Source organism: Oceanicola granulosus HTCC2516 (assembly GCF_000153305.1).
GTDB lineage: Bacteria > Pseudomonadota > Alphaproteobacteria > Rhodobacterales > Rhodobacteraceae > Oceanicola > Oceanicola granulosus.
Map to the genome: position 1 here is coordinate 477,072 of NZ_CH724108.1, position 21,005 is coordinate 498,076.

Sequence of the window (21,005 nt, forward strand, 5' to 3'; positions counted from 1 at the left end):
GGGGGCGCTGATCTGCGGGTGCGACGGCCTCAGAAGGTGAAGGTGAAGCTCGTGCTCACGTTCAGCTCCTCGCGGTCCTCGCCGAAGATGCCGTCGAGCGCGACGCTCATGTCGGCGCCGTTGCCGAAGGAGTAGGTCGCCCGCGTGCCGGTGCGGATGCGGTCGCGCGACTGGTCGACGCCCTGCACCTCGAACGAGGCCGGGCTGCCGTCGAGCGACAGCGTCGCCGAGCCGACCTCGTCGCCGAGCACCCGCTCGTAGGCCAGCGTCGACACCGTCTTGAGCCCCGCGCCGCCGAGCGCCAGCTCGCCCGCCACAGCGACGCCGAGCGACATCGTCGCCCAGTCCGCGCCGTTGTCGGAACCCGAGAGGTTGAGCGAGCCTGCGCCACTCTCGTCCACGTCGTCCACGTCGACCCTCGAATATTGCAGGCCGGCGAAGGGCGAGACCATCAGGATGCCGTAGGGGTTGTCGACGGCGACGTTGTAGCTCGTCTCCATCGCCACGTTCACGCTGCGCGCGTCATAGGCGTCGGTGGCGGTACGGTCGACGCTGCCGAAGACGATGTGACGCTCGGTCTCGATGGCGTGCCGGCCGAAGGACAGCGCGGTGGACACCGCGAGGCCCGGCTCCATCGGAGCCGCGCCGCTCTCGGTATAGACGCCGAGATGGAACGACTCGATGTCCGCCGTCTCCGCCACGTCGGTGAGCGCGACATGCGCCTCGCTGTAGCCGAGCGCGACGCCGACGGTGGAGGCCTGGCCGAACAGATCGAGCTGCGCCTCGGTGCCGCTGGCGACGCCGAACGTGCCGCGCGAGAAGCCCGAGGCGTTGCCGTCGCCGTCCACGTCGAGGTCGCTGCCGTAGATCTCGGCCCAGGTCAGCGAGGCCGGCAGGCTGCCGATCGCCGTGCCCGCGCTTGCGCCGGTCACGCTGCCGGCGGCGTTCATCATGGTCGCGTTGAAGTGCTGCGACAGCTCGGCGGAGGCCCGGCCCACCTCGGCGTGGATCTGGCCGCCCAGCTGGCGGTAGGCCCGGTTGAGATCGGCCTCGTTGAGCCCGAGCAGGCTGTTGAGGATGACCACGTCGTCGCCGGAGAAGTCGAACTCGCTGAGCACGAGCGCGAGCCCCTCGGCGTTGGCGCCGCTGGCGGGCAGCGCGAAGTTCGGCAGCGGCTCCTCGCCGTCGTCGCCGGGCACGTCCTCGCCGTCTTCCGGCACGGGCGGCGGCGCGCCGGGCTCTTCCTCATCGCCGTCGTCCGGCGCGCCGGGCTCTTCCTCATCGCCGTCATCCGGCTCGGTCGGGGGTTCCGGATCACCGGGTTCCTCCTCTTCGCCGTCCTCCGGCTCCTCGGGCTCTTCCTCTTCGGTGATGACGCTGCGCACGAGGTAGACGTTGTTGTCGTCCTGCACGAGTTCGTACTCCACGAGCGCCGCATCCTCCACGACGGCGTCGAATTCGCCGGTCACGCCACCCACCGCGGTGACGATGGTGTAGCGGGTGGTGGCGGAATAGTCGGCCGCCGGATCGACGCTGATGGGCGTCACGGTGCCGTCGACGGCCGCGGTGCCACCGACATCGGTGCGGTCGGAGCGTCCGTCGGCGGCCACCTCGACCAGGTAGGTGGAGCCGGCGGCGAAGGTGGTGTCGCCCAGGACAGTCACGGTGCCGATGGAGTTCCCGGGCGCGAGCGCCGCGCCGGAGCCGATCACGAGGCTGCCGATCTCGCCTTCACCGCCGAGAAGCGCGCCGGATTCGACGTTGATGAGCCCTTCTGTCATGCCATTGAAGATCAGCCGGCCCTCGGAGACATCGAGGTCGACGTTCGTCAGCGTTCCCGTCAGGATCAGCTCGCCGTCGCCGGCCTTGCTGATCCGCTGCGACGGAGGCTCCTCGCTGATCAGTTGCGTGGTGGCAGGGCCCTCGAGCGGCACATCGATCACGGCCACTGCGCTGAAGATTTCGCCCTCGTGCCGCGCGGTCCCGCTCGTGACGACGAGCTGGGTGCCGGTGCCGACGGCGGTTCCGTTGTCGATGGTGACGCCGTCGAGAAGCTCCAGGGCCGCGCTTCCGCTGAGGCCGACCGTGTTCTCGCCGAGAGCGTTGTCGCTGCCGATGGCCAGCGTTCCCTCGTTGACGCTAAACCCACCAGCGAAGCCGGAGGCATCGCCGGACAGCGTCAGCGTTCCGGTGCCGATCTTGATGAGCGAGCCAGGTCCCCCGGTGATGGTGCCGGAGAAGATGGTGCTCGTATTGTCTCCGTTGGTCAGGAGGTTGCCATTCAGGGTGACCTCGCCCACTCCCGAAAGGGAGCCGATCGAGATGGCCGAGTCAGCAGGCGCGCCGGATTGCGAGGGGGCTTGCACCACCACGCGGCCGTCGCTCTCGAGGTCGACGTTGCCGGTGACTCCGGCGCCTTTGCCGAGGTCGAGCGTTCCGTCGGAAACCAGGACAGCGCCGGACAAGACAGTTTGTAGCTCTACGGTCCCGTCGCCCGTCTTGTTCAGGGTGCCGTCAACGGCATAGAACGTGTCAGGGCCGATGAGGAAGAGTTCGCTGTCCGTTTCGACGTGGATGGTCGGCAGCGTTCCGGCAAACAGGAGACGGTCGCCGCTGTTGCCCTGCAAGGTGTGAACGTAGTCCGAGAGCACCACACGGTTGACCTGGACCGTGGTCGCGCCGCTCTCGCTCGTGAAGGTTGTTAATGTCGAATTGTCGCCGGTGAAAATGGCCTCTGCGGTCGCACTGTTGGGGAACCCGCCCGGGCCGCTCCAGCTCGCGGCGTCGAGCCAGTTGTTATCGAAGCCAGGAGGATCCGTCCAGGTATACGAATCGGTTCCAGGCACTGCATTTGCAGCAAGGGGGAACGCCAGCGTTGTCGATGCGGCGAGGGCGGAGAGCAGCGACTTGCGGCGCGGGACGGGCCTGAAAGACATGGCTACGCGAAATACCTTCTGTTGATGCGGCAGCATCCGCGGATCGCAGACGACCTCGATGATAGCTTCTACAGCACGAGGGCGCTCCGCCTAGCCCCAATAAGCACGATTTCCACGCAAAGCGGTTTGCGAGCAACGCAATCGGCCTTGGAAGCGGCGCTCACCCCTGCTCTCGCCGCAAAGCCGCCACCGTCTCGGTCAGCGCCCCGCGCTCGAGCTTGCCCGTGCGGGTCCGGGGCAGGCCCTTCAGCACTGTGACCGTGATGTCGCGCCGGAAGCCCGCCCGGTACTCCCGCGCCAGCTCGTCCGCCTCCCGCTCGGCCACCACGCCGGCGTGCAGGCGCGGCACCTCGTCGGCGTCGGGCAGGATGAAGGCCCCGGCCTCGCGCACGCCCTGGAGGGTCGCGAGTTGCTCCTCCACCTCGAACGCCGCAATCTTCTCGCCGCCGATGTTGAGCACGTCGTCGACGCGCCCGGCGTGGACGAAGATGCCGTCGTCGGTGAGGTGTCCGAGGTCGCCGATATAGTACCATCCGTCGCGAAAGAGCGGGTTTCGCACCTCGCCGTCCGGGGTCCAGTAAGTGTCGATCATCTGCGGGCTCCTCACCCGGACGTTGCCGATTTCGCCGGCGGCGACGGGGCGGTCCGCATCGTCGACGATTTCGAGCCGCGCGCCGGGCAGCGGGATGCCGGCGGCGCCGGGGAGGTCGGGCAGCTGGCGGACGTCGCCGTGACAGATCCGCCAGGTCTCGGTGGAGGCGTAGCTGAGGCGGATGTCGTCGGTGATCCGCGCCATCAGCCCGTCCCGAAGCTTGCGCGGCAACGCGCCGCCGATCACCCCGAGCCGGAAGGCCTCCGGCCTCGACCACTCCTGCTTCCATGTCATCAGAAGGAAGTAAGCCTGTATCGGCGCCATGATCGCGACGGTCGGCTTCAAATCGTGCACCGCCTGCCCGGGCGGCATTCCGCCTGCGAACAGGACCGGGCAGCCGAGCTGCCAGGTGTTCAGCATCGCGATGAACGATCCCGTCACGTCGAGCCCCAGGGTCGAGAGCATGCGCGCCGGCGCGTGTTGCTGCGGCCCGTTGTGCTGCAGGCGCGCCATCAATGCGTCGAGCGTCAGCGGCACGATCTTGGGCGTGCCGGTCGAGCCCGAGGTCATGTCGAGCCGCACCAGCGCGTCGCCGGGCAGCTCGGCGGGCGCATCCGCCGTCGGCTCCGACGACAGCACCTGCTCGAGCCGCGCGGCGTCGTGCAGGATCACTCGCGCCCCGCCGCTCTCCTCCGGCGGCTTCTCCGCCAGCAGCCAGTCGGGCCGCACCAGCGCCGCCGTGCGCGACAGCCGCTCCTCCGAGATCGACGCGCAGCCCATCCGCAGCAGCGCCATCAGGCACAGCAGGTGGATGTAGGGCCGCGTGTCGCTCACCAGCACCACCTGCCCCGCGGTGATCCCCTCCGCCGCGAGCGCCGCGGCCATGCGGCGGATGTCGGCGTCGAAGCGCGCGAAGGTGATCGAGCCCTGCGGCATCTCGAGGGCCAGCGCCTCGGGGGTCAGCTTCCCGTAGAAGGGGATCACATCGGACAGCATGGGCGGGTCTCCAGAATACACACTCCTGCCCAATACCGGCTGCCTGCCGCCGCGTCGACGCCTTGACCGCGGCCCGGCCATCGACTAGCCACGCTTCGAGCGCGGGCATGGTGAAATGGTATCACACGAGCCTTCCAAGCTCTTGGTGCGGGTTCGATTCCCGCTGCCCGCTCCAGCTCCTCCCGACGCCTTCGCCCTTGTCCCCCGATCACGGTCTTGAGATACGGGAGCGGTGTCAGGAGTGTTTTCGATGATCCATCCCATCTTGCTCTGCGGCGGCTCCGGAACCCGGTTGTGGCCGCTCTCGCGCAAGTCGTTTCCCAAGCAATTCTCCCGCCTCATGGGCGAGGAGAGCCTGTTCCAGGCCTCCGCCCGCCGCCTCTCCGGCGAGGGCTTCGCCGCGCCCGTCATCCTGACGGCCGAGCCGTTCCGCTTCATCGTGACGGAACAGCTGGCGCAGATCGAGCAGGCCCCGCAGGCGATCCTGATCGAGCCCGAGGGGCGCAACACCGCGCCCGCGATCTGCGCGGCGGCCTTGTGGCTGGCCGGGCAGGACCCGGAGGCGCTGATGCTCGTCGCGCCGTCCGATCACGTCATTCCCGACGCCGAGGGCTTCCGCGCCGCGATTCACGCCGCCGCGCCGCGCGCCGCGGCGGGCGATCTCGTCACCTTCGGCATCGCGCCCGACCGGCCCGAGACGGGCTACGGCTACCTCGAACTCGCCGCCGGGGCGGACGCGCGGGCCGAGGCGCCGCAGCCCCTCGCCCGCTTCGTCGAGAAGCCCGAGCGGGCGCGCGCCGAGGAGATGCTCGCGGCAGGCAACTTCCTGTGGAACGCGGGCATCTTCCTGATGTCGGCCCGCGCCGCCGCCGAGGCGTTCCGCACCCACGCGCCCGACATCGTCGCGGCCGTGTCCGAGGCGCTCGCCGGGGCCGAGCGCGATCTCGGCTTCACCCGCCTCGCCGCCGAGCCGTGGAGCCGCGCGCCCGACATCTCGGTCGACTACGCGATCATGGAGAAGGCCGACAACCTCGCAGTGAAGCGCTACGCCGGCCCGTGGTCCGACGTCGGCGGCTGGGACGCGGTCTGGCAGCAATCCGGCCCCGACGCGCAGGGCAACGTCTGCTCCGAGCACGCCACCGCCATCGACTGCAGCGATACCCTGCTGCGCTCGGAGACCGACCAGGTCGAGGTCGTCGGGATCGGCCTCGAGGGGATCGTCGCCATCGCCACCTCCGACGCGGTGCTCGTGGCGAAGAAGGACGAGGCGCAGCGGGTCAAGGCGGCGGTGAGCGCGCTGAAGGCGAAGGGCGCCAAGCAGGCGGTCCAGTTCCCGCGCGACCACCGGCCCTGGGGCTGGTTCGAGAGCCTCGTCATCGGCGGCCGCTTCCAGGTCAAGCGCATCGTCGTCCATCCCGGCGCGGCGTTGTCGCTGCAATCGCACCATCACCGCTCCGAGCACTGGATCGTCGTCGAGGGCACCGCGAAGGTGACGGTCGGCGAGGAGGTCAAGCTCGTGACGGAGAACGAGTCCGTCTACATCCCGCTCGGCGCGACGCACCGGATGGAGAACCCGGGCAAGGTGCCGATGGTGCTGATCGAGGTGCAGACCGGCTCCTACCTCGGCGAGGACGACATCATCCGCTACGAAGATGTGTACGCCCGGAGCTGAGGCTTCGGTAGACGTCAGCGGCATCAAGGGGTTAGTCTGAACGTCACCAATCGGCCGAGCGAGGTGACAGTGCAGCACGACAGCTCCCCGGGCGGCTCCGGCCGCCAGCCGCCCATCAAGGAGGTCGACGGCCGCCGGGTGCTCGACCTCGAGCGCTACGCGCCGTTCTGGCTGGTGACGGTGACCAACGCGATCACCCGGGGCGGCTCCAACGTGTTCCTGCGCGAGCTCGGCATCGGCATCATCGACGTGAGGGTCATCACCACCGTCGCCGTCGAGCCGGGCTGCCCGGCGGTGCGGATCTGCGAGTTGGTCAACCTCGACAAGGGCGCGGTGAGCCGGTCGCTGGCGTTCCTCGAGAGCCGCGGCTACCTCGCCGGCGAGCCCGCCCCCACCGACCCGCGGCGCAAGTTCTGGCGGCTGAGCGAGGCCGGGCAGGCACTGCACGACAAGGTGCTCGATCTCGCCATCAAGCGCGAGGCGGCGCTGGTGGCGGGCATCGGCGAGGACGACCTCGCGCACTTCCAGCGGATCATGGCGCGGATGCTGGCCAATATCGCGCGCGAAGACGGCGGCTGAGCCGCCTGCCCTGCCCGCCCGGCCCGGCCGTCAGCGCTCGGCGAGCTGCTGCGCCGGGGCCTCCTCGAAGCCGGGCTTCAGGTCGTCCTCGAAGTAGAGGTAGCTCGGGTCGAACTCGCCGAGCCGGCACAGCTCCTCGCGGTCGTGGATCAGCACCCGGCCGTCGGCGAAGGTGCACAGCCCCGCCTCGCGCAGGTCGCGCAGCACCCGGTTCACGTGGATCGGCGACAGGCCGCAAACCTCGGCGAGATCGGATTGGGTCAGCGGCAGGTGGAAGCCGTCGTCCGTCCCGTGACCGCAATTGCGCATGCGGTAGTCCATCTCGCAGAAGAAGTCGGCCATCCCGGCGAGCGCCCGCAGCCGCCCGAGGCGGAAGGTCCAGCGCCGGTGGATCGCCGCGTCGATCAGCGTCAGCCGCCAGAGCCGAAGGCTGAGCCCGGCATTCTCGGGCAACCCGGCCCGCAGCCGATCGTGCGGAAACACCGCCACGCGCACCTCCGTCAGCGTGGTGACGGAATGGTCGAGATGGCCCAGCGGCAGCGAGTGGAGATCGACGAAGTCGCCCGGCACCTGCACCGCCACCATCTGCCGCCGGCCGCGCCGGTCGGACATGTGGCGCACCATCAGCCCGTCGAACAGCAGCAGGCTCTCGTGCAGGGCGACGCCCGCGTCGATGACGCGGGTGCGCGCGGGGATCTGACGGATCTCGGAGTGCAGCGCCGAGAGGCTGGTCCAGTCGGCGTCGGTGAGTTGCCGTAGCAGGCCGACCTTGTGCTCGCGGCCGAAGTTCGGGGGCTTCATCATCGACAAAGGTTCGCTCGCCTTCCGGGCAGCTTCGGAAGCCGTCTCGCCTCCGCTGACAAAATTTAGCGACCCGCACCGGAACGCGGCAGGATCGGGCGCCGTTACCCATCAATACGACACGCCGTTCCAGCCTACCCTCGGCATCTTCAGAGAGAAAGACTACATGCGCCTGTCACGGCCAATTTTCGGCATTTCGGTCGCCCTGGCTTTCCTCGACCCCGTCCTCATGCTCCCGCTGATGATCCTGTGCCTCGCTCTCGAGGCCGGCCTTGCCCTGCTCCAGTTCGCCACGATGCTGCGCCTGCCGAGCGCCCCGCCGGCCGGGCGGCCGGGGCACGAGCCCTTCTTCTCCGTCCATGTCGCCACCCACAACGAGCCCCCCGAGGTGGTGTGCGAGACCCTGCGGGCGCTCGCCGCGCAGGATTGGCCACGCGAGCGCCACGAGATCATCGTCATGGACAACAACACCGCCGACCCGGCGCTCTGGCGGCCGGTGGAGGCGTGCTGCGCCGAGCTCGGCGCGACGTTCCTGCACCGCGAGGGCGTGAAGGGCGCGAAGGCCGGGGCGCTCGACATCGCGCTCGCCGCCGCCGACGCGCGCGCGACGCACGTGGTGACGGTGGATTGCGACTATGTCGTCGCGCCTGACTTCCTGTCGCGCACCGCCGCCGAACTCGAGGCCGGCGACGACTGGCTGCAATTCCCGCAGGCCTATCGCGGCGCGCCCGCGACGGCGGGCTTCGAGCTGGAGCTCGGCGACTACTTTGCCACCTACGCCCGCGCCGCCAACCGCTCCGGCGCGGCGCTGCCGACGGGGACGCTGACGGTGGTCGCCATCCCCGCGCTCGCGGCGGTGGGGGGCTGGCGCGCGATGAGCGTGACCGAGGATGCCGAGCTGGGCCTCAAGCTCTGCCGACAAGGCTTCGCCGGGCGCTTCGTGCCGGCCAGCGTCGGGCGCGGCGCGCTGCCGCTCGACCTCGCGAGCTGCGAAAGCCAGCGCCACCGCTGGAGCTACGGCAACGCGCGCGTGCTGGGCCAGTTCGCCCGCCGCCGCTTCGGCGGTCTGCGCGGCTGGCACGTCCTGGCGCAGCTTTCGGCGTGGCAGAGCGCGGCGCTGCTGCCGGCCGGGGTGCTGGTCGGCGCGCTGCTCGCCGGCGAGCGCGGCGCGGTGGTGACGCTGGCGGCGCTGTGCCTGCTCGCGGGCCTGCTGCGCGCCGGGCTGCGGCTCGCCCTCGTCGGCCGCCGCGAGCGGGCGGGCACCGTGCTGGCGGCGCTCGTCGCCCGCCTCGCCCTGCTGCCCGCCGCTGCGCGCGGGACCGTCGACGCCCTCGGCTCCGGCCGCCTGCCCTTCGCCGTCACGCCCAAGGCCGCCCGCGCCGCCGCCACCCTGCCGCTCGATCATCTCGCGCTGTTCGCCGCCGGCCTGCTCGCCCTGCCCAATGCGCTCGCCGCCGGGCCGTGGGCGATCGCCGGGCTGGCTTGCCTGATGTCGCTCCTGCCCGCCGCGCTGCTCCTGTCGCGCGCCCTGTCCGCCTGCCAGCCGCATTGAACCGAGAGGATTAAGCCCGTGGACCCACATGTCGCCATCGTCATTCCCACCTACAACCGCGCGCACCTGATCGGCGCCGCCGTCGACGCCGCTCTCGCCCAGTCCCACCCGCGCAAGACGGTGGTCGTGGTCGACGATGGCTCGACCGACGACACCCGCGCCGCGCTCGCCCGGTTCGCCGAGCGGCCCGACTTCCTCTACATCCGCCTCGCCCGCAACGTCGGCACCGCGCAGGCCAAGAACGTCGGCCTCGCCCTCACCGCCCCCGACGCCTGGACCTTCCACGACAGCGACGACCGCCCGCACCCCGACAAGGTGCTGCTGCAGGCGCGCACCCTCGCGCAGCCCGAGATCGGCGCGCACCCCTGCCTCAACTGGAAGATGGCCGGCCACGAGCCGAACTCGACGCTGCAGGTCGGCCTCGTGCTGACGCACCACGAGCTGGTCCTGCCCGACGGCCGCCGCGTCGAGATCCGGCGCGACCTGTCGATCGTCGACGACATCTTCCCCAACCTGCAGATGGGCTCGCGCGTCCCCGGCGAGTGGACCCACATCAACTCGGGACTGTTCCACGTCTCGCTGTTCCAGCGCCTCGGCGGCTTCTCGGACTGCGTCGAGGAAGACCGCGAGATCCGCAACCGCATCCTGTTCGGCGGCGAGATCGTCTGGGTGCTGCCCGAGATCCTGCTCACCAAGATCGAGACGGCCGACTCCCTCACCCAGTCGACGGAGTCCGACTACGACAGCGAGCGGCGCAAGCGCGACCGCGCGGTGGTCTGGGCGCAGGCGGAGAACTGGCGCGCGGGCGGATCGGTCGAGCCGGTGCCCATCGAGTTGGCCGACCTCGAGGTGGCCGAGGTCTGGAACCCCGAGCACCTCGCCGTGTCGCCCGCGCTGATGAGCGACGCCACCGCCGCGCGCGTCGCCGCGATCATCGCCGCGCAGGGCGACGGCGGCCTGGGGCTCGCGGCCCAATGAGCGCGCCGCTCCTCGTCGTCGATCCCGGCTGCCCCGCGCCCTACGACACCGCCGCCCTCGCGAGGGGCGGCATCGGCGGCACCGAGGCGACCGTGCTGAAGGTGCTCACCCGGCTCGCCGCCGAGCGCCCCGTCACCCTCGCCCAGGCCGGCCGCGCCGCGCCGCTGCGCAACGGCCTGCTCGGACTCGCGCCGCTCGCCGAGGCGCTCGACGTGGCCCGCAGCGAGCCGGTGATCGTGGTCATCAACTCGTGGAAGGTCGCGCTGCGGCTGCGCAAGCTGAACCCGTCGGCGCGGATCCTGATCTGGCTCCACGTCCTGCCCGGAAAGCACAACCGCGACATCGGCCCCCGCCTCAAGGCGGCGCGGATCGAGGTGGTGTGCGTGTCGGCGAGCCACGAGGAGATGCTGCGCCGCGCGCTGCTCTCGCACCAGCCCGGCCTGCCGCGGCTCTGCCACGTGCACAATCCCGTCGAGGACGACCTGCGCCCCGACGCCACCCCGCGCGACCGCGACCAGCTGCTGTTCGCGTCCGCGCCGCACAAGGGGCTGGGGCAGGTCTACGAGCGCTTCGCCCGGATGCGCGCGCGGATCCCGACGCTGAAGCTCTGGGTCGCCGATCCCGGCTACATGCGTTGGGAGGTGCCGGAGCCGCCCGAGGGGGTGGAGGTGCTCGGAGCGCTGCCGCGCGAGGAGGTGCTGCTGCGGATGCGGCGCAGCCTGTGCCTGTTCTACCCGCAGACGCATTTCGCCGAGACCTTTGGCCTCGTGCTCGCCGAGGCCAACGCGACCGGCACGCCGGTCATCGCCCACCACGGCCTCGGGGCCAACGAGGAGGTCGTGTCGAGCGCCGAGCAGGTGTTCGACACCACCGACGACAACGCCCTCGCCGCCCGGCTCGCCGACTGGCGCGCCGCGCCGCCGGCGGTGACGATGCGCCCCGCCTTCCGCATGAGCGCGGTGCTCGAGGCGTGGCGCAAGACGCTCGCGCCGGTCCGCGCGGCGCCGCTCGCGATGGCCGCCGAATGAGCCTCGCCCGCGCCCATGCCCCCGCCGCCGCGCCGCGCCTCGCCGGAGCGATCGCCGCGCTCCACGCCCGGGGCGCGCTCACCCCGCGCGACGAGACTCCCACCGCGCTGGCCGCCCGGCTGATCCGCGTCGCCGAGGACGACCTCTCGCTCGCCCGCCTCGTCGAGGGCCACGCCAACGCCCTCGCCCTCATCGCCGTCCACGGCACGCCGGAGCAGATCACAAGCGCCCGCGCCGAGGCGGCGCGGGGCCGGCTGTTCGGCGTCTGGGGCGCCGACGGGGCCGAGCCGGTCGCGCTGCTCGACGGCCGCCTGTCGGGCGGCAAGCGCTTTGCTTCCGGGCTCGGCATCGTGGCGCGCGCGCTCGTCACCGCCGGCAGCGGCGCGGCGCAGCGGCTGGTGCTGGTCGACGCGACCGACCCCGGCCGGCAGCGGCCCGAGACGTGGGACATGGCCGGGATGCAGGACACGCTCAGCGGCGACTTCGACTGCGCCGGCCTGCCCGCCCCGGAGGCGGCGCTGATCGGCCCGCCCGGCGCCTACGGGCAGGAGCCGCACTTCGTCGGCGGGGTCTGGCGGATCGCGGCGGTGCAGCTCGGCGGGGCGCTCGGACTGCTCGGGCAGGTCCGCGACATGCTCGCCGCGCGCGGCCAGCTCGAGGCGGAGGCCCACATGGCCCGCCTCGCGCCGGTGCTGTTCCGCGCCCTCGCGGCGGGGGAGATGGTCCGCGAGACCGCCGAGGCCGTGGCCGCGCCGGGTGTCGAGCCCGAGGCCGCCGTCGCCCGCGCCATCGCGGCCCGGCTGCTCACCGAGGAGATCGGCCAGGCCGCCATCGCCGCCGCCGAGCAGAGCGTCGGACTGGCGATGTTCGCCGCCGACAGCCCCGTCGGGCAGACCGCGCGCGACCTCGCCTGCTACATGCGCCAGGCCGCGCGCGACGCCTTCCTGCAGCGCGCCGCCCGCCGCCTGTTCGCGGGCGACGCGCCGTTCTCGAACTGGCTCGCATCATGAGCGAGACCGTCACCGCCCGCCGCGTCTGCGTCGCCGACCTGACCGGCAACGCGCCCGTCGTCGTGTTCGCGCCGCACCCCGACGACGAGTCGCTCGGCTGCGGCGCGCTGCTCGCCGGGGCGTTCGCCGCCGAGGGCGCGCACGTCATCTGCCTCACCGACGGTGGCAATTCGCACCCCGGCTCCCGGGCCTGGCCTCGGCAGCGCCTGGCGGAAATCCGGCGGGCGGAGCTGACCGAGGCCGTTGGCTGCCTCGGCGGCGGCGCATCCGACGTCACCTGGCTCGGCCAGCCCGACGGCGGCATGTGGCAGCTCACCGACCGCTACGACGTCCTCGCCGAGCGCATCGCCGATTGCTGCGCCATCACCGGCGCCGCCCGGCTCTTCGCGCCCGCGCCGACCGATCACCACGCCGACCACAAGGCCGCCGCCGACATCGCCCGCCGCGCCGCGCGGCTGGGCGGCGTCGAGCTGCTGCACTACCCGGTCTGGTCGCGCTGGGACGATCCCGGCTTCCGCACCCACCTGCCCCACCGCGCCGAGCTGCGTCTCGCCCCCGGCCCGGCCGAGCCCGCCAAGCGCCGCGCCATCGCCGCCCATCGCAGCCAGCTCGGGCAAGTCGTGACAGACGATCCGGAAGGCTTCGTGCTCGACGACCGCTTCGTCGAGATGTTCGCGACCGGGGAGGAGCTCTACTTCGAGCCTGCCGATCCATGAACGCCGTCACCCCCGACCACCTCGCTCGCCTCTACAGCGCCACGGACGACCCGTGGAAATTCGCCACCTCGCCCTACGAACAGGCCCGCTTCGACGCCGTCGCCGCCGCGCTCGCCCGGCCGCGCTACGGTTCGGTGCTGGAGGTCGGCTGCGGCAACGGCGCGCTGGCCCGGCGCATCGCCCCACGGGCCGGCGCCTACACCGGCGTCGACGCCGTCGAGCGCGCGCTCGCGAGCGCGCGGGTGGCGGTGCCGGAAGGGAGGTTTCACCGTCAGATGCTCCCGGCGGAGCTTCCCGACGGCGACTACGACCTGATCCTGATGAGCGAGATCCTGTACTTCCTCGACCGCCCCGGCCTCGCCGACCTCGCCGAGCAGATCGACCGGCGCTGGGGCGGGGCCGAACTGGTCTGCGTCAACTGGCTCGGCGACAGCGGCAACCCGCTGCAAGGCCCCGAAGCCCTCGCCGCCTTCGACGCGGCGCTGACGCGGCCGCTCGCCTGCCTGCGCCCGGGGCCGGACTTTCGCATCGACCGGAGGCTGCCGTGAGTACCGTCGTCATCCTCCCCGCCCGCGACGAGGCCGAGCGCATCGGGGCCTGCCTCGCCGCCCTCGCCGCTCAGACCGCCGGGCCGCCCGAGACGATCCTCGTCGTCAACGGCACGACCGACGACACCGTCGCCGTCGCCCGCCGCACGGCGGGCGAGCTCGGCCTGCCGCTCACCGTCTCCGAGATCCCCGCCAGCCCCGGCGGCGTCGGCACCGCGCGCGCGTACGGCGCGGAGATCGCGCTGGCCGCGGGCGCGGAGCGGCTGCTCACCAGCGACGCCGACTGCCTTGCCGCGCCCGATTGGGTGGCGCGCGCGGAGGCGTGGCTGGCGCGGGTGGACGGGGTCTGCGGCAAGGTGGCGCTGATCGAGGAGGAGGCGGCGCTGCTGCCGCCGGAGTTCTTCGAGCGCGGCGCGATCGAGCACCAATGGATCACGCTGACGCTCGAGTTCGAGGCCCTGCTCGCGCCCGACCCGCTCAATCCCCACCCGCACCACGGCCAGTGCGCCGGGTGCAACCTCGGCGTCACCGCCGAGGCCTACCGCGCCATCGGCGGCTTCGCGCATCGCCCCACCGGGGAGGACCGCGACCTCGTGCGCCGGCTGCGCCTCGCCGGGCGGCGGGTGCGCCACGCCGACGACGTCGTCGTGCGCGCCTCCTGCCGCCTCGCCGGCCGGGCACCGGGCGGCATGGCCGAGGCGCTGCGCCACCGCATCGCCACCGAGGCCGCGCCGGTGGATTCCGTGCTGCGCCCGCTGTCGGCGATGATCGAGCGCCACCTCGCGGGCGACCGCACCTGGCCTCCCGCCGACGCGCCCCCCGGCGGCAGCCTCGCGCGGGCCGCCGCGCACGAGGGCCTGCCTGCCCTCGCCGCCTGCGTCGCCGCCCTGCGCGCGCTGCCCGATCCCGAGAGCCGCCGCCGCTGGCTCGCCGCGGCGCCGGAGGCGCAGGTTCCCTCTTCCCGCGCGATGCGGTAGTCAGCCTTCAGCATTCTCCCGGCCCGCTCCGGCGTGGCCGGCCAGCGATCAGGAGACTTCATGGACTTCATGGCGAAAGCGGCGTCCTTCGTGGGCGGCACGATGGTTCTGCTGCGGCGGATGGGGGCCCCCGGCCGGCAGGCGGTGGGCCTGGAGCCGGAGATCCCGGAGGCGAAGAAGCAGGGTCTCATGACCCTGAAGATGCCGACCGCCCGCGGCTGGGACCCGGGCCAGACCCCGACCGCCGCGCCGGGCCTGAAGGTCAACGCGTTCGCCGAGAAGCTCGACCATTGCCGCTGGATCGAGGTGCTGCCCAACGGTGACGTGCTCGTGGCCGAGGCGCTCAACGAGGCCGGCCCGCCCCGGAGCCTGTTCGACCGCGCCGCGCAGGCGACGATGCGGCGCGCCGGCGCCATCGGCAAGAGCGCCAACCGGATCTCGCTCTGGCGCGACAGGGACGGCGACGGCATCGCCGAGGAGCGCCACGTCTTCCTCGAGAACCAGCGCCAGCCCTTCGGCATGGCGCTGGTGGGCGACACCTTCTACGTCGGCAACACCGACGGCATCGTCGCCTTCGACTACACCGAGGGCGCGACCTCGCTCACCGGCCCGGGCAGGAAGCTCTGCGACTTCAAGCCCGGCGGCCACTGGACCCGCTCGCTGATCGTCTCGCCCGACCGGAGCAAGCTCTACGCCGGCGTCGGCTCGCTCTCCAACATCGGCGACGACGGGATGGAGGCCGAGGAAGGCCGGGCCTGCATCTGGGAGTACGACATCGCCAGCGGCACCGCCCGGATCTTCGCCGGCGGGCTGCGCAACCCGGTCGGGGTCGCGTTCGAGCCGACCACCGGCAAGCTCTGGACCGTGGTCAACGAGCGCGACGGCCTCGGCGACGAGACCCCGCCGGACTATCTGACCTCGGTGGAGGACGGCGCGTTCTACGGCTGGCCCTACTGCTACTGGGACCGCATCGTCGACGACCGCGTCGAGCAGGACGCGGCCAAGGTCGCGGCCACGACCAAGCCCGACTACGCGCTCGGCGGCCACACCGCGTCGCTCGGCCTGTGCTGGGTGCCGGAAGGGACGCTGCCGGGGTTCGGCGCGGGGATGGCGATCGGCCAGCACGGCTCGTGGAACCGCTCGACGCTGTCGGGCTACAAGCTGATCTTCGTCCCGTTCGCCGACGGCCGCCCCTCGGGCGAGCCGCGCGACATCCTCACCGGCTTCCTGGCGCCCGACGAGTCGGTCTCCTACGGCCGCCCGGTCGGCGTCCAGGTCGGGCCGGACGGCAAGTCGCTCTTGATGGCCGACGACGTCGGCAACGTGATCTGGCGCGTCACCGGGGCGTGACCTTCGCCCGGCCGGGCAGCGCCGTCCCGCCGGGGCGGGTGCGAGCTGCTTGGGATATTCCCGCAAGCACCGACGTCGCGTTGGCGGACAGACCTTCGCCAGAAGCGCCGCCCCGGGGGGGCGGGACGGCGCTGCCCCGCCGGGGGCCGGGCGGAACATGTGGCAAGCGAAGCGCGAAACTTCGGCGGGGTCGTCCGGCCAGCGCCCCTCAAACGGTCAGGCGCTGCTCGGTCTCGGCGTCGAAGAAGCTCAGCCCCTCCCGGTCCACCGCCAGCGCCGCCGCTTCGGTGGTGTCGTCGGGCATCCGGCCGGGGAGCTTGGCGACGACGCTGGTCTTGCCGAGGCGGAAGGTGAAGTAGCACTCCGCGCCGGTATTCTCGACCATCACCGGGGGCACCGTGATGTCGGGCGTCGCGCTGCGCTGGATCCGCTCGGGGCGCACGCCGAGGATCAGCCGCCGGGGCAGCCGCGCCGCGAGGCCCGCGTGCAGGCTCAGCCGGTGGCCGCCGCCCAGCACCAGCGCCTCGCCCTCGACCTCGGCGGGAATCAGGTTCATCGGCGGCGCGCCCATGAAATCGGCGACGAAGGTGTTGGCGGGCCGGTCGAAGATCTCCTCGGGCGTCCCGAATTGCTGCACCACGCCGCCCTTCAGCACCACGATCCGGCTCGCCAGCGTCATCGCCTCGATCTGGTCGTGGGTGACGTAGACGATCGACGCGCCGGTCGTGCGGTGCACGCGCTTGATCTCGGCGCGCATCTCCACCCGCAGCTTGGCGTCGAGGTTGGAGAGCGGCTCGTCGAACAGGAACAGCGCCGGATCGCGCACCAGCGCCCGGCCCATCGCCACCCGCTGGCGCTGCCCGCCCGAGAGCTGGCTCGGCTTGCGCTCCAGCAGGTGGCCGATCTGCAGAAGCTCCGCCACCTCGCGGATGCGCTGCTGCATCGCGTCCTTCGGCACCCGGCGGATCTTCATGCCGAAGCCGATGTTCTCGCCCACCGACATCGTCGGGTAGAGCGCGTAGGACTGGAACACCATGGCGATGTCGCGGTCCTTGGGCGGCTCGTTGGTCATGTCGCGCCCGCCGATGAAGAGCTTGCCCGCAGTGATCGGCTCGAGCCCGGCGATGCAGTTGAGCAGCGTGGACTTGCCGCAGCCCGACGGCCCGACCAGCACCAGGAACTCGCCGGCGGCCATGTCGATGTCGATCGCCTTCAGCACCTCGACCTCGCCGTAGGACTTGTGCAGCGCCTCGGTGCGCATCGGCGCGGCGGAGCGGGTGTCGAGCGGCATCTGACGCCTCCGGGCTGGTGGATCAGGCTCATGTGACAGCATCCGCGCGGGCCGGGCAAGCGGCGGCATCCGTCCTGACGCAACGGCGCACCGATAGCGCTTGCAGCGCGCGGGCGCAGGCGCATCTAATGACTCCGACACCGGGACAACCCGGGCGGCAACATCCTTGGGAGGACCTCATGCCACATTTCGCCAAGACGCTCTCCGTCTCCGCGCTCGCCCTCGTCGCGGCGCTGCCCGCCGCCGCCTTCGAGGACGGCGAGCTGCTGATCTGGACCGGCGCCTACCGCGACCGCGAGGCGCTGCTCGAGGCGGCTCAGGCCTTCACCGACGATCTCGGCATCGAGGTGACCGTCGAGGTCGTCGACCCCGACCTGCCCGAGCGCTTCCAGCAGGCCGCGGCCACGGGCGACGGCCCCGACATCATCCTCTGGGCACACGACCGCTTCGGCGAGTGGGCCAACGGCGGCCTGCTGGCCCCGGTCTCGCCCTCCGCGAGCTTCGCCGAGGGGGTGCTGGACACCACGCTCGACGCGGTCACCTTCGACGGCAAGACCTGGGGCTACCCGGTGAGCGTCGAGGCGGTGCACCTGATCTACAACAAGGACATCGTCTCCGAGCCGCCCGCGAGCTTCGAGGAGGTGATGGCGCTCGAGACGCCCGACGGCGTCGCGCCGATCCTGTGGGACTACAACAACACCTACTTCACCATGCCGCTGCTGATGGCCGGCGGCGGGTACGCCTTCCAGAAGGTCGACGGCAGCTACGACGGCAGCCAGACCGGCGTGAACACTGAGGGCGCCGTCGCGGGCGCCGAGGTGCTCGACACGCTGATCGAGGAGGGCGTGATGGATGCCGGCGTCGACTACGGCATCATGGACGCCGCGATGAACAACGGCGAGGTGGCGATGATCCTCAACGGCCCCTGGGCCTGGGGCAACCTCGCCGACTCGGGCATCGACTTCGGCGTCGCCCCGATCCCGACGGTGAACGGCAACGAGGCTCCGCCCTTCCTCGGCGTGCAGGCGCTCGGCCTCAACGCCGCGAGCCCGAACACCGACCTCGCGGTCGAGTTCATCGAGAACTACCTGCTGACCGACGAGGGCCTCGCCACCTGGAACCGGAACGGCGAGCTCGGCGCGCTCGCCGACATCTCCGCCGCCGAGGCGCAGGACGATCCCAACATCTCCGCGATGCTCGAGGTCGCCGCCAACGGCGTGCCGATGCCGTCGAACCCGGAGATGGGCGCCTTCTGGGCGGCGATGGAGCCGGCGCTCGCCAACATCACCACCCAGGCCCAGGAGCCGCAGGAGGCACTCGACGCCGCCGCCGCGCGCATCCTCGGCAACTGATCCGGCGCCGGGCCGGCCTGCGCGCCGGCCCGCACCTCGCCCATGACGGCGCTCGATCAAGCTCACGATGGCGGCCGCTCCGCCGCCCAATGGCCCCGGCTCGCGCTGACCGGGCTGGTCACCCTCGCGCTGCTCTGGGGGGCGTTCCACCTCTACCAGCTGCAACAGCCGCTGTTCGGGCTGATCCTGCTGGCGCTGGCCTGCGGGATCGCCGTCGTGTTCGGCTCCAACCGCTTCTACGGCGCCCGCTTCATCTTCCCCGGTGTCGCGGCGGTGCTGATCTTCATCGCCTTCCCGGTGATCTACACGATCTGGATCGGCTTCACGAACTACAGCTCGTTCAACCTGCTCTCCAAGCCGCGCACAGTCGAGGTGCTGCTGTCGCGCGGGACGGTCGATCCCGACACCGAGGAGCCCTTCGCCGTCGCGCCCGAGGGCGACCTCTACCGCGTCTGGCTGCCCGAGAGCGGCCTGCTGTCGGAGCCGCTCGCGCTCGACGGCAGCGAGGAGAACGCCGCGCTCGCGCCCGCCGACGCGCCCGCCGCGCTGCTCGAGCGGCGCGACGCCATCGCGCTCCGCTCCGGCCTCGGCGCCGCCACCCTCACCGCCCCCGACGGAACCGTGCTGATGAACGCCGGCCTGCGCACCTTCGCCAGCGTCCAGCCCGACTACGAGCTGCTCGACCCAGACACCCTGCGCCGGACGTCGGACGGCGCGCTGCTCACCGCCAACCCGCGCACCGGCTTCTTCGAGACCGAGGCCGGCGAGCGGGTGCCGCCGGGCTGGCGCGTCACCGTGGGCTGGCAGAACTTCGAGCGCATCCTCACCAACGAGGGCATCCGCGGCCCGATGGTGTCGATCTTCGTGTGGACCGTGCTCTTCGCGGGCGGCACCGTCGTCTTCGCCTTCGGGCTGGGGCTGCTGCTGGCGGTGATCCTGCAGTGGGAGCACCTGCGCTTCAAGGCGGTCTACCGGGTGCTGCTGATCCTGCCCTACGCGGTGCCGGCCTTCATCTCGATCCTCGTCTTCCGCGGCATCTTCAACCAGAATTTCGGCGAGCTGAACCTGATCCTGGAGGCGCTGTTCGGGCTCCGGCCGCACTGGTTCACCGACGCGACGCTGGCGCGGGTGATGATCCTGATCGTCAACGTCTGGCTCGGCTATCCCTACATGATGCTGCTGGCGATGGGCTTCCTGCAGGCGGTGCCGGCGGATCACAAGAAGGCGGCCGCACTCGAGGGCGCCTCGTCGGTGCGGACCTTCTTCTCGATCACCCTGCCCCAGATCCTGCCGCCGTTCCTGCCGCTGCTGATCGCCGCCTTCGCCTTCAACTTCAACAACCTGATGCTGATCCTGCTGCTCACCCGCGGCCAGCCCGACATCCCCGGCACCGCCATCCCGGCGGGCAAGACCGACATCCTGGCGAGCTTCACCTACCGCCTCGCCTTCAACGATTCGAGCCAGCAATTCGGCCTCGCCGGGGCGATCACGCTGATCATCTTCGTCATCGTCGGCGCGGTCTCCTACGCCAACTTCGTCGCGATGCGGCGGGCGGCGGCGCGGAGGGCGCCGCAATGATCGTCGAGCGCCCCCGCGACCTCCTGGTCAAGAAGATCCTCGCGCACGGCTTCCTGCTGCTGTTCCTGGCGCTGATCCTGTTTCCGTTCCTCGTGGTGGTGTCGATCTCGTTCCGGGAGGGCAACTTCACCGTCGGCAGCCTGTGGCCGGAGAACCCGACGCTCGAGCACTGGTACCTCGCCTTCGGCCTCGACTACGTGCGCGACGACGGCACAGTCGTCGAGCCGCCCTACCCGGTGCTGCTGTGGATGTGGAACTCCATCAAGATCGGCCTGATCGCCGCCTCCGGCATCCTGGCGCTGTCGGTGGTCTCGGCCTACGCCTTCAGCCGCATCCGCATCCGCGGCAAGGGCGCGATGCTCGACGGGCTGTTCCTGATCCAGATGTTCCCCACCACGCTGGCGCTGGTGGCGCTCTACGCCATCTTCGACGCCGCCGGCGAGGTGAGCCCGATGCTCGGGATCGACAGCCACCTGGCGCTGATCCTCGTCTACCTGTCGATGATCACGCTGCACATCTGGACCATCAAGGGCTACTTCGACTCCGTCGACACCGCGCTCGACAAGGCCGCCGAGATCGACGGGGCGAGCCCGTGGCAGACCTTCCGCTACGTGTTCCTGCCGCTGGCGGTGCCGATCATGGCGGTGGTGTTCGTGCTGGCCTTCATCTTCGTGATCAACGACTACCCGATCGCCAGCGTGCTGATCCGCAGCGAGGAGAACCTCACCCTCGCCGTCGGCTCGCGCCTCTACCTCAACGAGTTCCGATACCTCTGGGGCGACTTCGCCGCCGCCGCGATCCTGTCGGGCCTGCCGATCACCGTCGTGTTCCTGATCGCCCAGCGCTACCTGGTGAGCGGGTTGAGCGAGGGCGCGGTGAAGGGGTGACGGGGGGAGGTGGCCGTCCCGGCCACGGCGGGGACGGGGTTCTGCGGCTGGACGGCGATCATGGCCCGGACGATGGCGCTGTTCCAGGCCGAAATGCTCTCCGTCCGGGACAGGCCCGGCTCGCCCCAATCGGCGTCCGGCTCGGGCGTGCCGGGGGCGGGC

General features: G+C 71.5%; 17 protein-coding genes, 1 tRNA gene and 1 pseudogene. 14 read left to right on the plus strand and 5 right to left on the minus strand.

Going from position 1 to position 21,005, the window contains the following annotated elements:
• Nucleotides 1-29 precede the first annotated feature (29 nt).
• Together OG2516_RS14465 and OG2516_RS14470 are read right to left on the minus strand one after the other, a co-directional pair.
• The gene (locus OG2516_RS14465; protein ID WP_156799385.1) at nt 30-2,972 is read right to left on the minus strand and encodes an autotransporter family protein; all 2,943 of its coding nucleotides are present in this window, start codon (nt 2,970-2,972) and stop codon (nt 30-32) included.
• A gap of 124 nt (nt 2,973-3,096) precedes the next feature.
• Nucleotides 3,097-4,524, minus strand: a complete 1,428-nt coding sequence (locus tag OG2516_RS14470) for a class I adenylate-forming enzyme family protein (RefSeq protein WP_007256453.1) — start codon at nt 4,522-4,524, stop codon at nt 3,097-3,099.
• 101 nt (nt 4,525-4,625) lie between these two features.
• Here OG2516_RS14470 and OG2516_RS14475 point away from each other — a divergent pair.
• From OG2516_RS14475 to OG2516_RS14485, 3 genes are all read left to right on the plus strand, one after another.
• A tRNA-Gly gene (locus OG2516_RS14475) sits at nt 4,626-4,699 on the plus strand.
• Between the two features lie 75 nt (nt 4,700-4,774).
• On the plus strand, nt 4,775-6,196 hold the full coding sequence (locus OG2516_RS14480) for a mannose-1-phosphate guanylyltransferase/mannose-6-phosphate isomerase (RefSeq protein WP_007256454.1): 1,422 nt from the start codon (nt 4,775-4,777) through the stop codon (nt 6,194-6,196).
• Between the two features lie 69 nt (nt 6,197-6,265).
• Nucleotides 6,266-6,775 (plus strand): MarR family winged helix-turn-helix transcriptional regulator, encoded by a 510-nt coding sequence (locus OG2516_RS14485; RefSeq protein WP_007256455.1) that lies wholly within the window; start codon nt 6,266-6,268, stop codon nt 6,773-6,775.
• A gap of 30 nt (nt 6,776-6,805) precedes the next feature.
• Here OG2516_RS14485 and OG2516_RS14490 read toward each other — a convergent pair whose 3' ends face one another.
• A complete protein-coding gene (locus OG2516_RS14490) occupies nt 6,806-7,579 on the minus strand; it encodes a Crp/Fnr family transcriptional regulator (RefSeq protein ID WP_202795423.1) in 774 nt (257 codons plus the stop codon).
• A gap of 226 nt (nt 7,580-7,805) precedes the next feature.
• On the opposite strand from OG2516_RS14490, the gene OG2516_RS14495 reads away from it, so the two are divergent.
• Genes OG2516_RS14495 through OG2516_RS14530 form a run of 8 tightly spaced genes read left to right on the plus strand, consistent with a single transcriptional unit; the run spans nt 7,806 to nt 15,735 of the window.
• The gene (locus tag OG2516_RS14495; protein ID WP_192808385.1) at nt 7,806-9,128 is read left to right on the plus strand and encodes a glycosyltransferase family 2 protein; all 1,323 of its coding nucleotides are present in this window, start codon (nt 7,806-7,808) and stop codon (nt 9,126-9,128) included.
• Nucleotides 9,129-9,146: 18 nt separating this feature from the next.
• A complete protein-coding gene (locus tag OG2516_RS20570) occupies nt 9,147-10,106 on the plus strand; it encodes a glycosyltransferase family 2 protein (RefSeq protein ID WP_007256458.1) in 960 nt (319 codons plus the stop codon).
• Complete coding sequence (locus tag OG2516_RS14505; RefSeq protein ID WP_007256459.1) at nt 10,103-11,134, plus strand: glycosyltransferase; 1,032 nt, start codon at nt 10,103-10,105, stop codon at nt 11,132-11,134. The genes OG2516_RS20570 and OG2516_RS14505 overlap by 4 nt, the downstream gene beginning before the upstream one ends.
• Nucleotides 11,131-12,144 carry an acyl-CoA/acyl-ACP dehydrogenase gene (locus OG2516_RS14510; protein WP_007256460.1) on the plus strand — a complete coding sequence of 338 codons (1,014 nt, stop codon included), beginning with the start codon at nt 11,131-11,133 and terminating at the stop codon, nt 12,142-12,144. Before OG2516_RS14505 ends, OG2516_RS14510 begins: the two co-directional genes overlap by 4 nt.
• Nucleotides 12,141-12,860, plus strand: a complete 720-nt coding sequence (locus tag OG2516_RS14515) for a PIG-L deacetylase family protein (protein WP_007256461.1) — start codon at nt 12,141-12,143, stop codon at nt 12,858-12,860. The genes OG2516_RS14510 and OG2516_RS14515 overlap by 4 nt, the downstream gene beginning before the upstream one ends.
• Entirely contained in the window at nt 12,857-13,408 is a 552-nt protein-coding gene (locus OG2516_RS20470) for an SAM-dependent methyltransferase (protein WP_007256462.1), read from the plus strand. The genes OG2516_RS14515 and OG2516_RS20470 overlap by 4 nt, the downstream gene beginning before the upstream one ends.
• Nucleotides 13,405-14,385, plus strand: coding sequence for a glycosyltransferase family 2 protein (locus OG2516_RS14525; protein ID WP_007256463.1), 981 nt, complete (start codon nt 13,405-13,407; stop codon nt 14,383-14,385). The genes OG2516_RS20470 and OG2516_RS14525 overlap by 4 nt, the downstream gene beginning before the upstream one ends.
• A 60-nt stretch (nt 14,386-14,445) precedes the next feature.
• The gene (locus tag OG2516_RS14530) at nt 14,446-15,735 is read left to right on the plus strand and encodes a PQQ-dependent sugar dehydrogenase (RefSeq protein WP_007256464.1); all 1,290 of its coding nucleotides are present in this window, start codon (nt 14,446-14,448) and stop codon (nt 15,733-15,735) included.
• A 208-nt stretch (nt 15,736-15,943) separates the two neighbouring features.
• Here the strand turns inward: OG2516_RS14530 and OG2516_RS14535 are convergent, their stop codons facing one another.
• Complete coding sequence (locus tag OG2516_RS14535) at nt 15,944-17,026, minus strand: ABC transporter ATP-binding protein (RefSeq protein WP_007256465.1); 1,083 nt, start codon at nt 17,024-17,026, stop codon at nt 15,944-15,946.
• Nucleotides 17,027-17,205: 179 nt separating this feature from the next.
• On the opposite strand from OG2516_RS14535, the gene malE reads away from it, so the two are divergent.
• Genes malE through malG form a run of 3 tightly spaced genes read left to right on the plus strand, consistent with a single transcriptional unit; the run spans nt 17,206 to nt 20,843 of the window.
• Nucleotides 17,206-18,378, plus strand: coding sequence for a maltose/maltodextrin ABC transporter substrate-binding protein MalE (gene malE, locus OG2516_RS14540; RefSeq protein ID WP_007256466.1), 1,173 nt, complete (start codon nt 17,206-17,208; stop codon nt 18,376-18,378).
• A gap of 42 nt (nt 18,379-18,420) precedes the next feature.
• Nucleotides 18,421-19,956, plus strand: a complete 1,536-nt coding sequence (gene malF / locus OG2516_RS14545; protein WP_007256467.1) for a maltose ABC transporter permease MalF — start codon at nt 18,421-18,423, stop codon at nt 19,954-19,956.
• A complete protein-coding gene (gene malG, locus OG2516_RS14550) occupies nt 19,953-20,843 on the plus strand; it encodes a maltose ABC transporter permease MalG (protein ID WP_007256468.1) in 891 nt (296 codons plus the stop codon). Before malF ends, malG begins: the two co-directional genes overlap by 4 nt.
• Here malG and OG2516_RS20575 read toward each other — a convergent pair.
• Nucleotides 20,801-21,005 (minus strand): annotated as a pseudogene (locus OG2516_RS20575) (hypothetical protein); the annotation flags it as partial. The gene malG and the pseudogene OG2516_RS20575 sit on opposite strands and share 43 nt — an antisense overlap.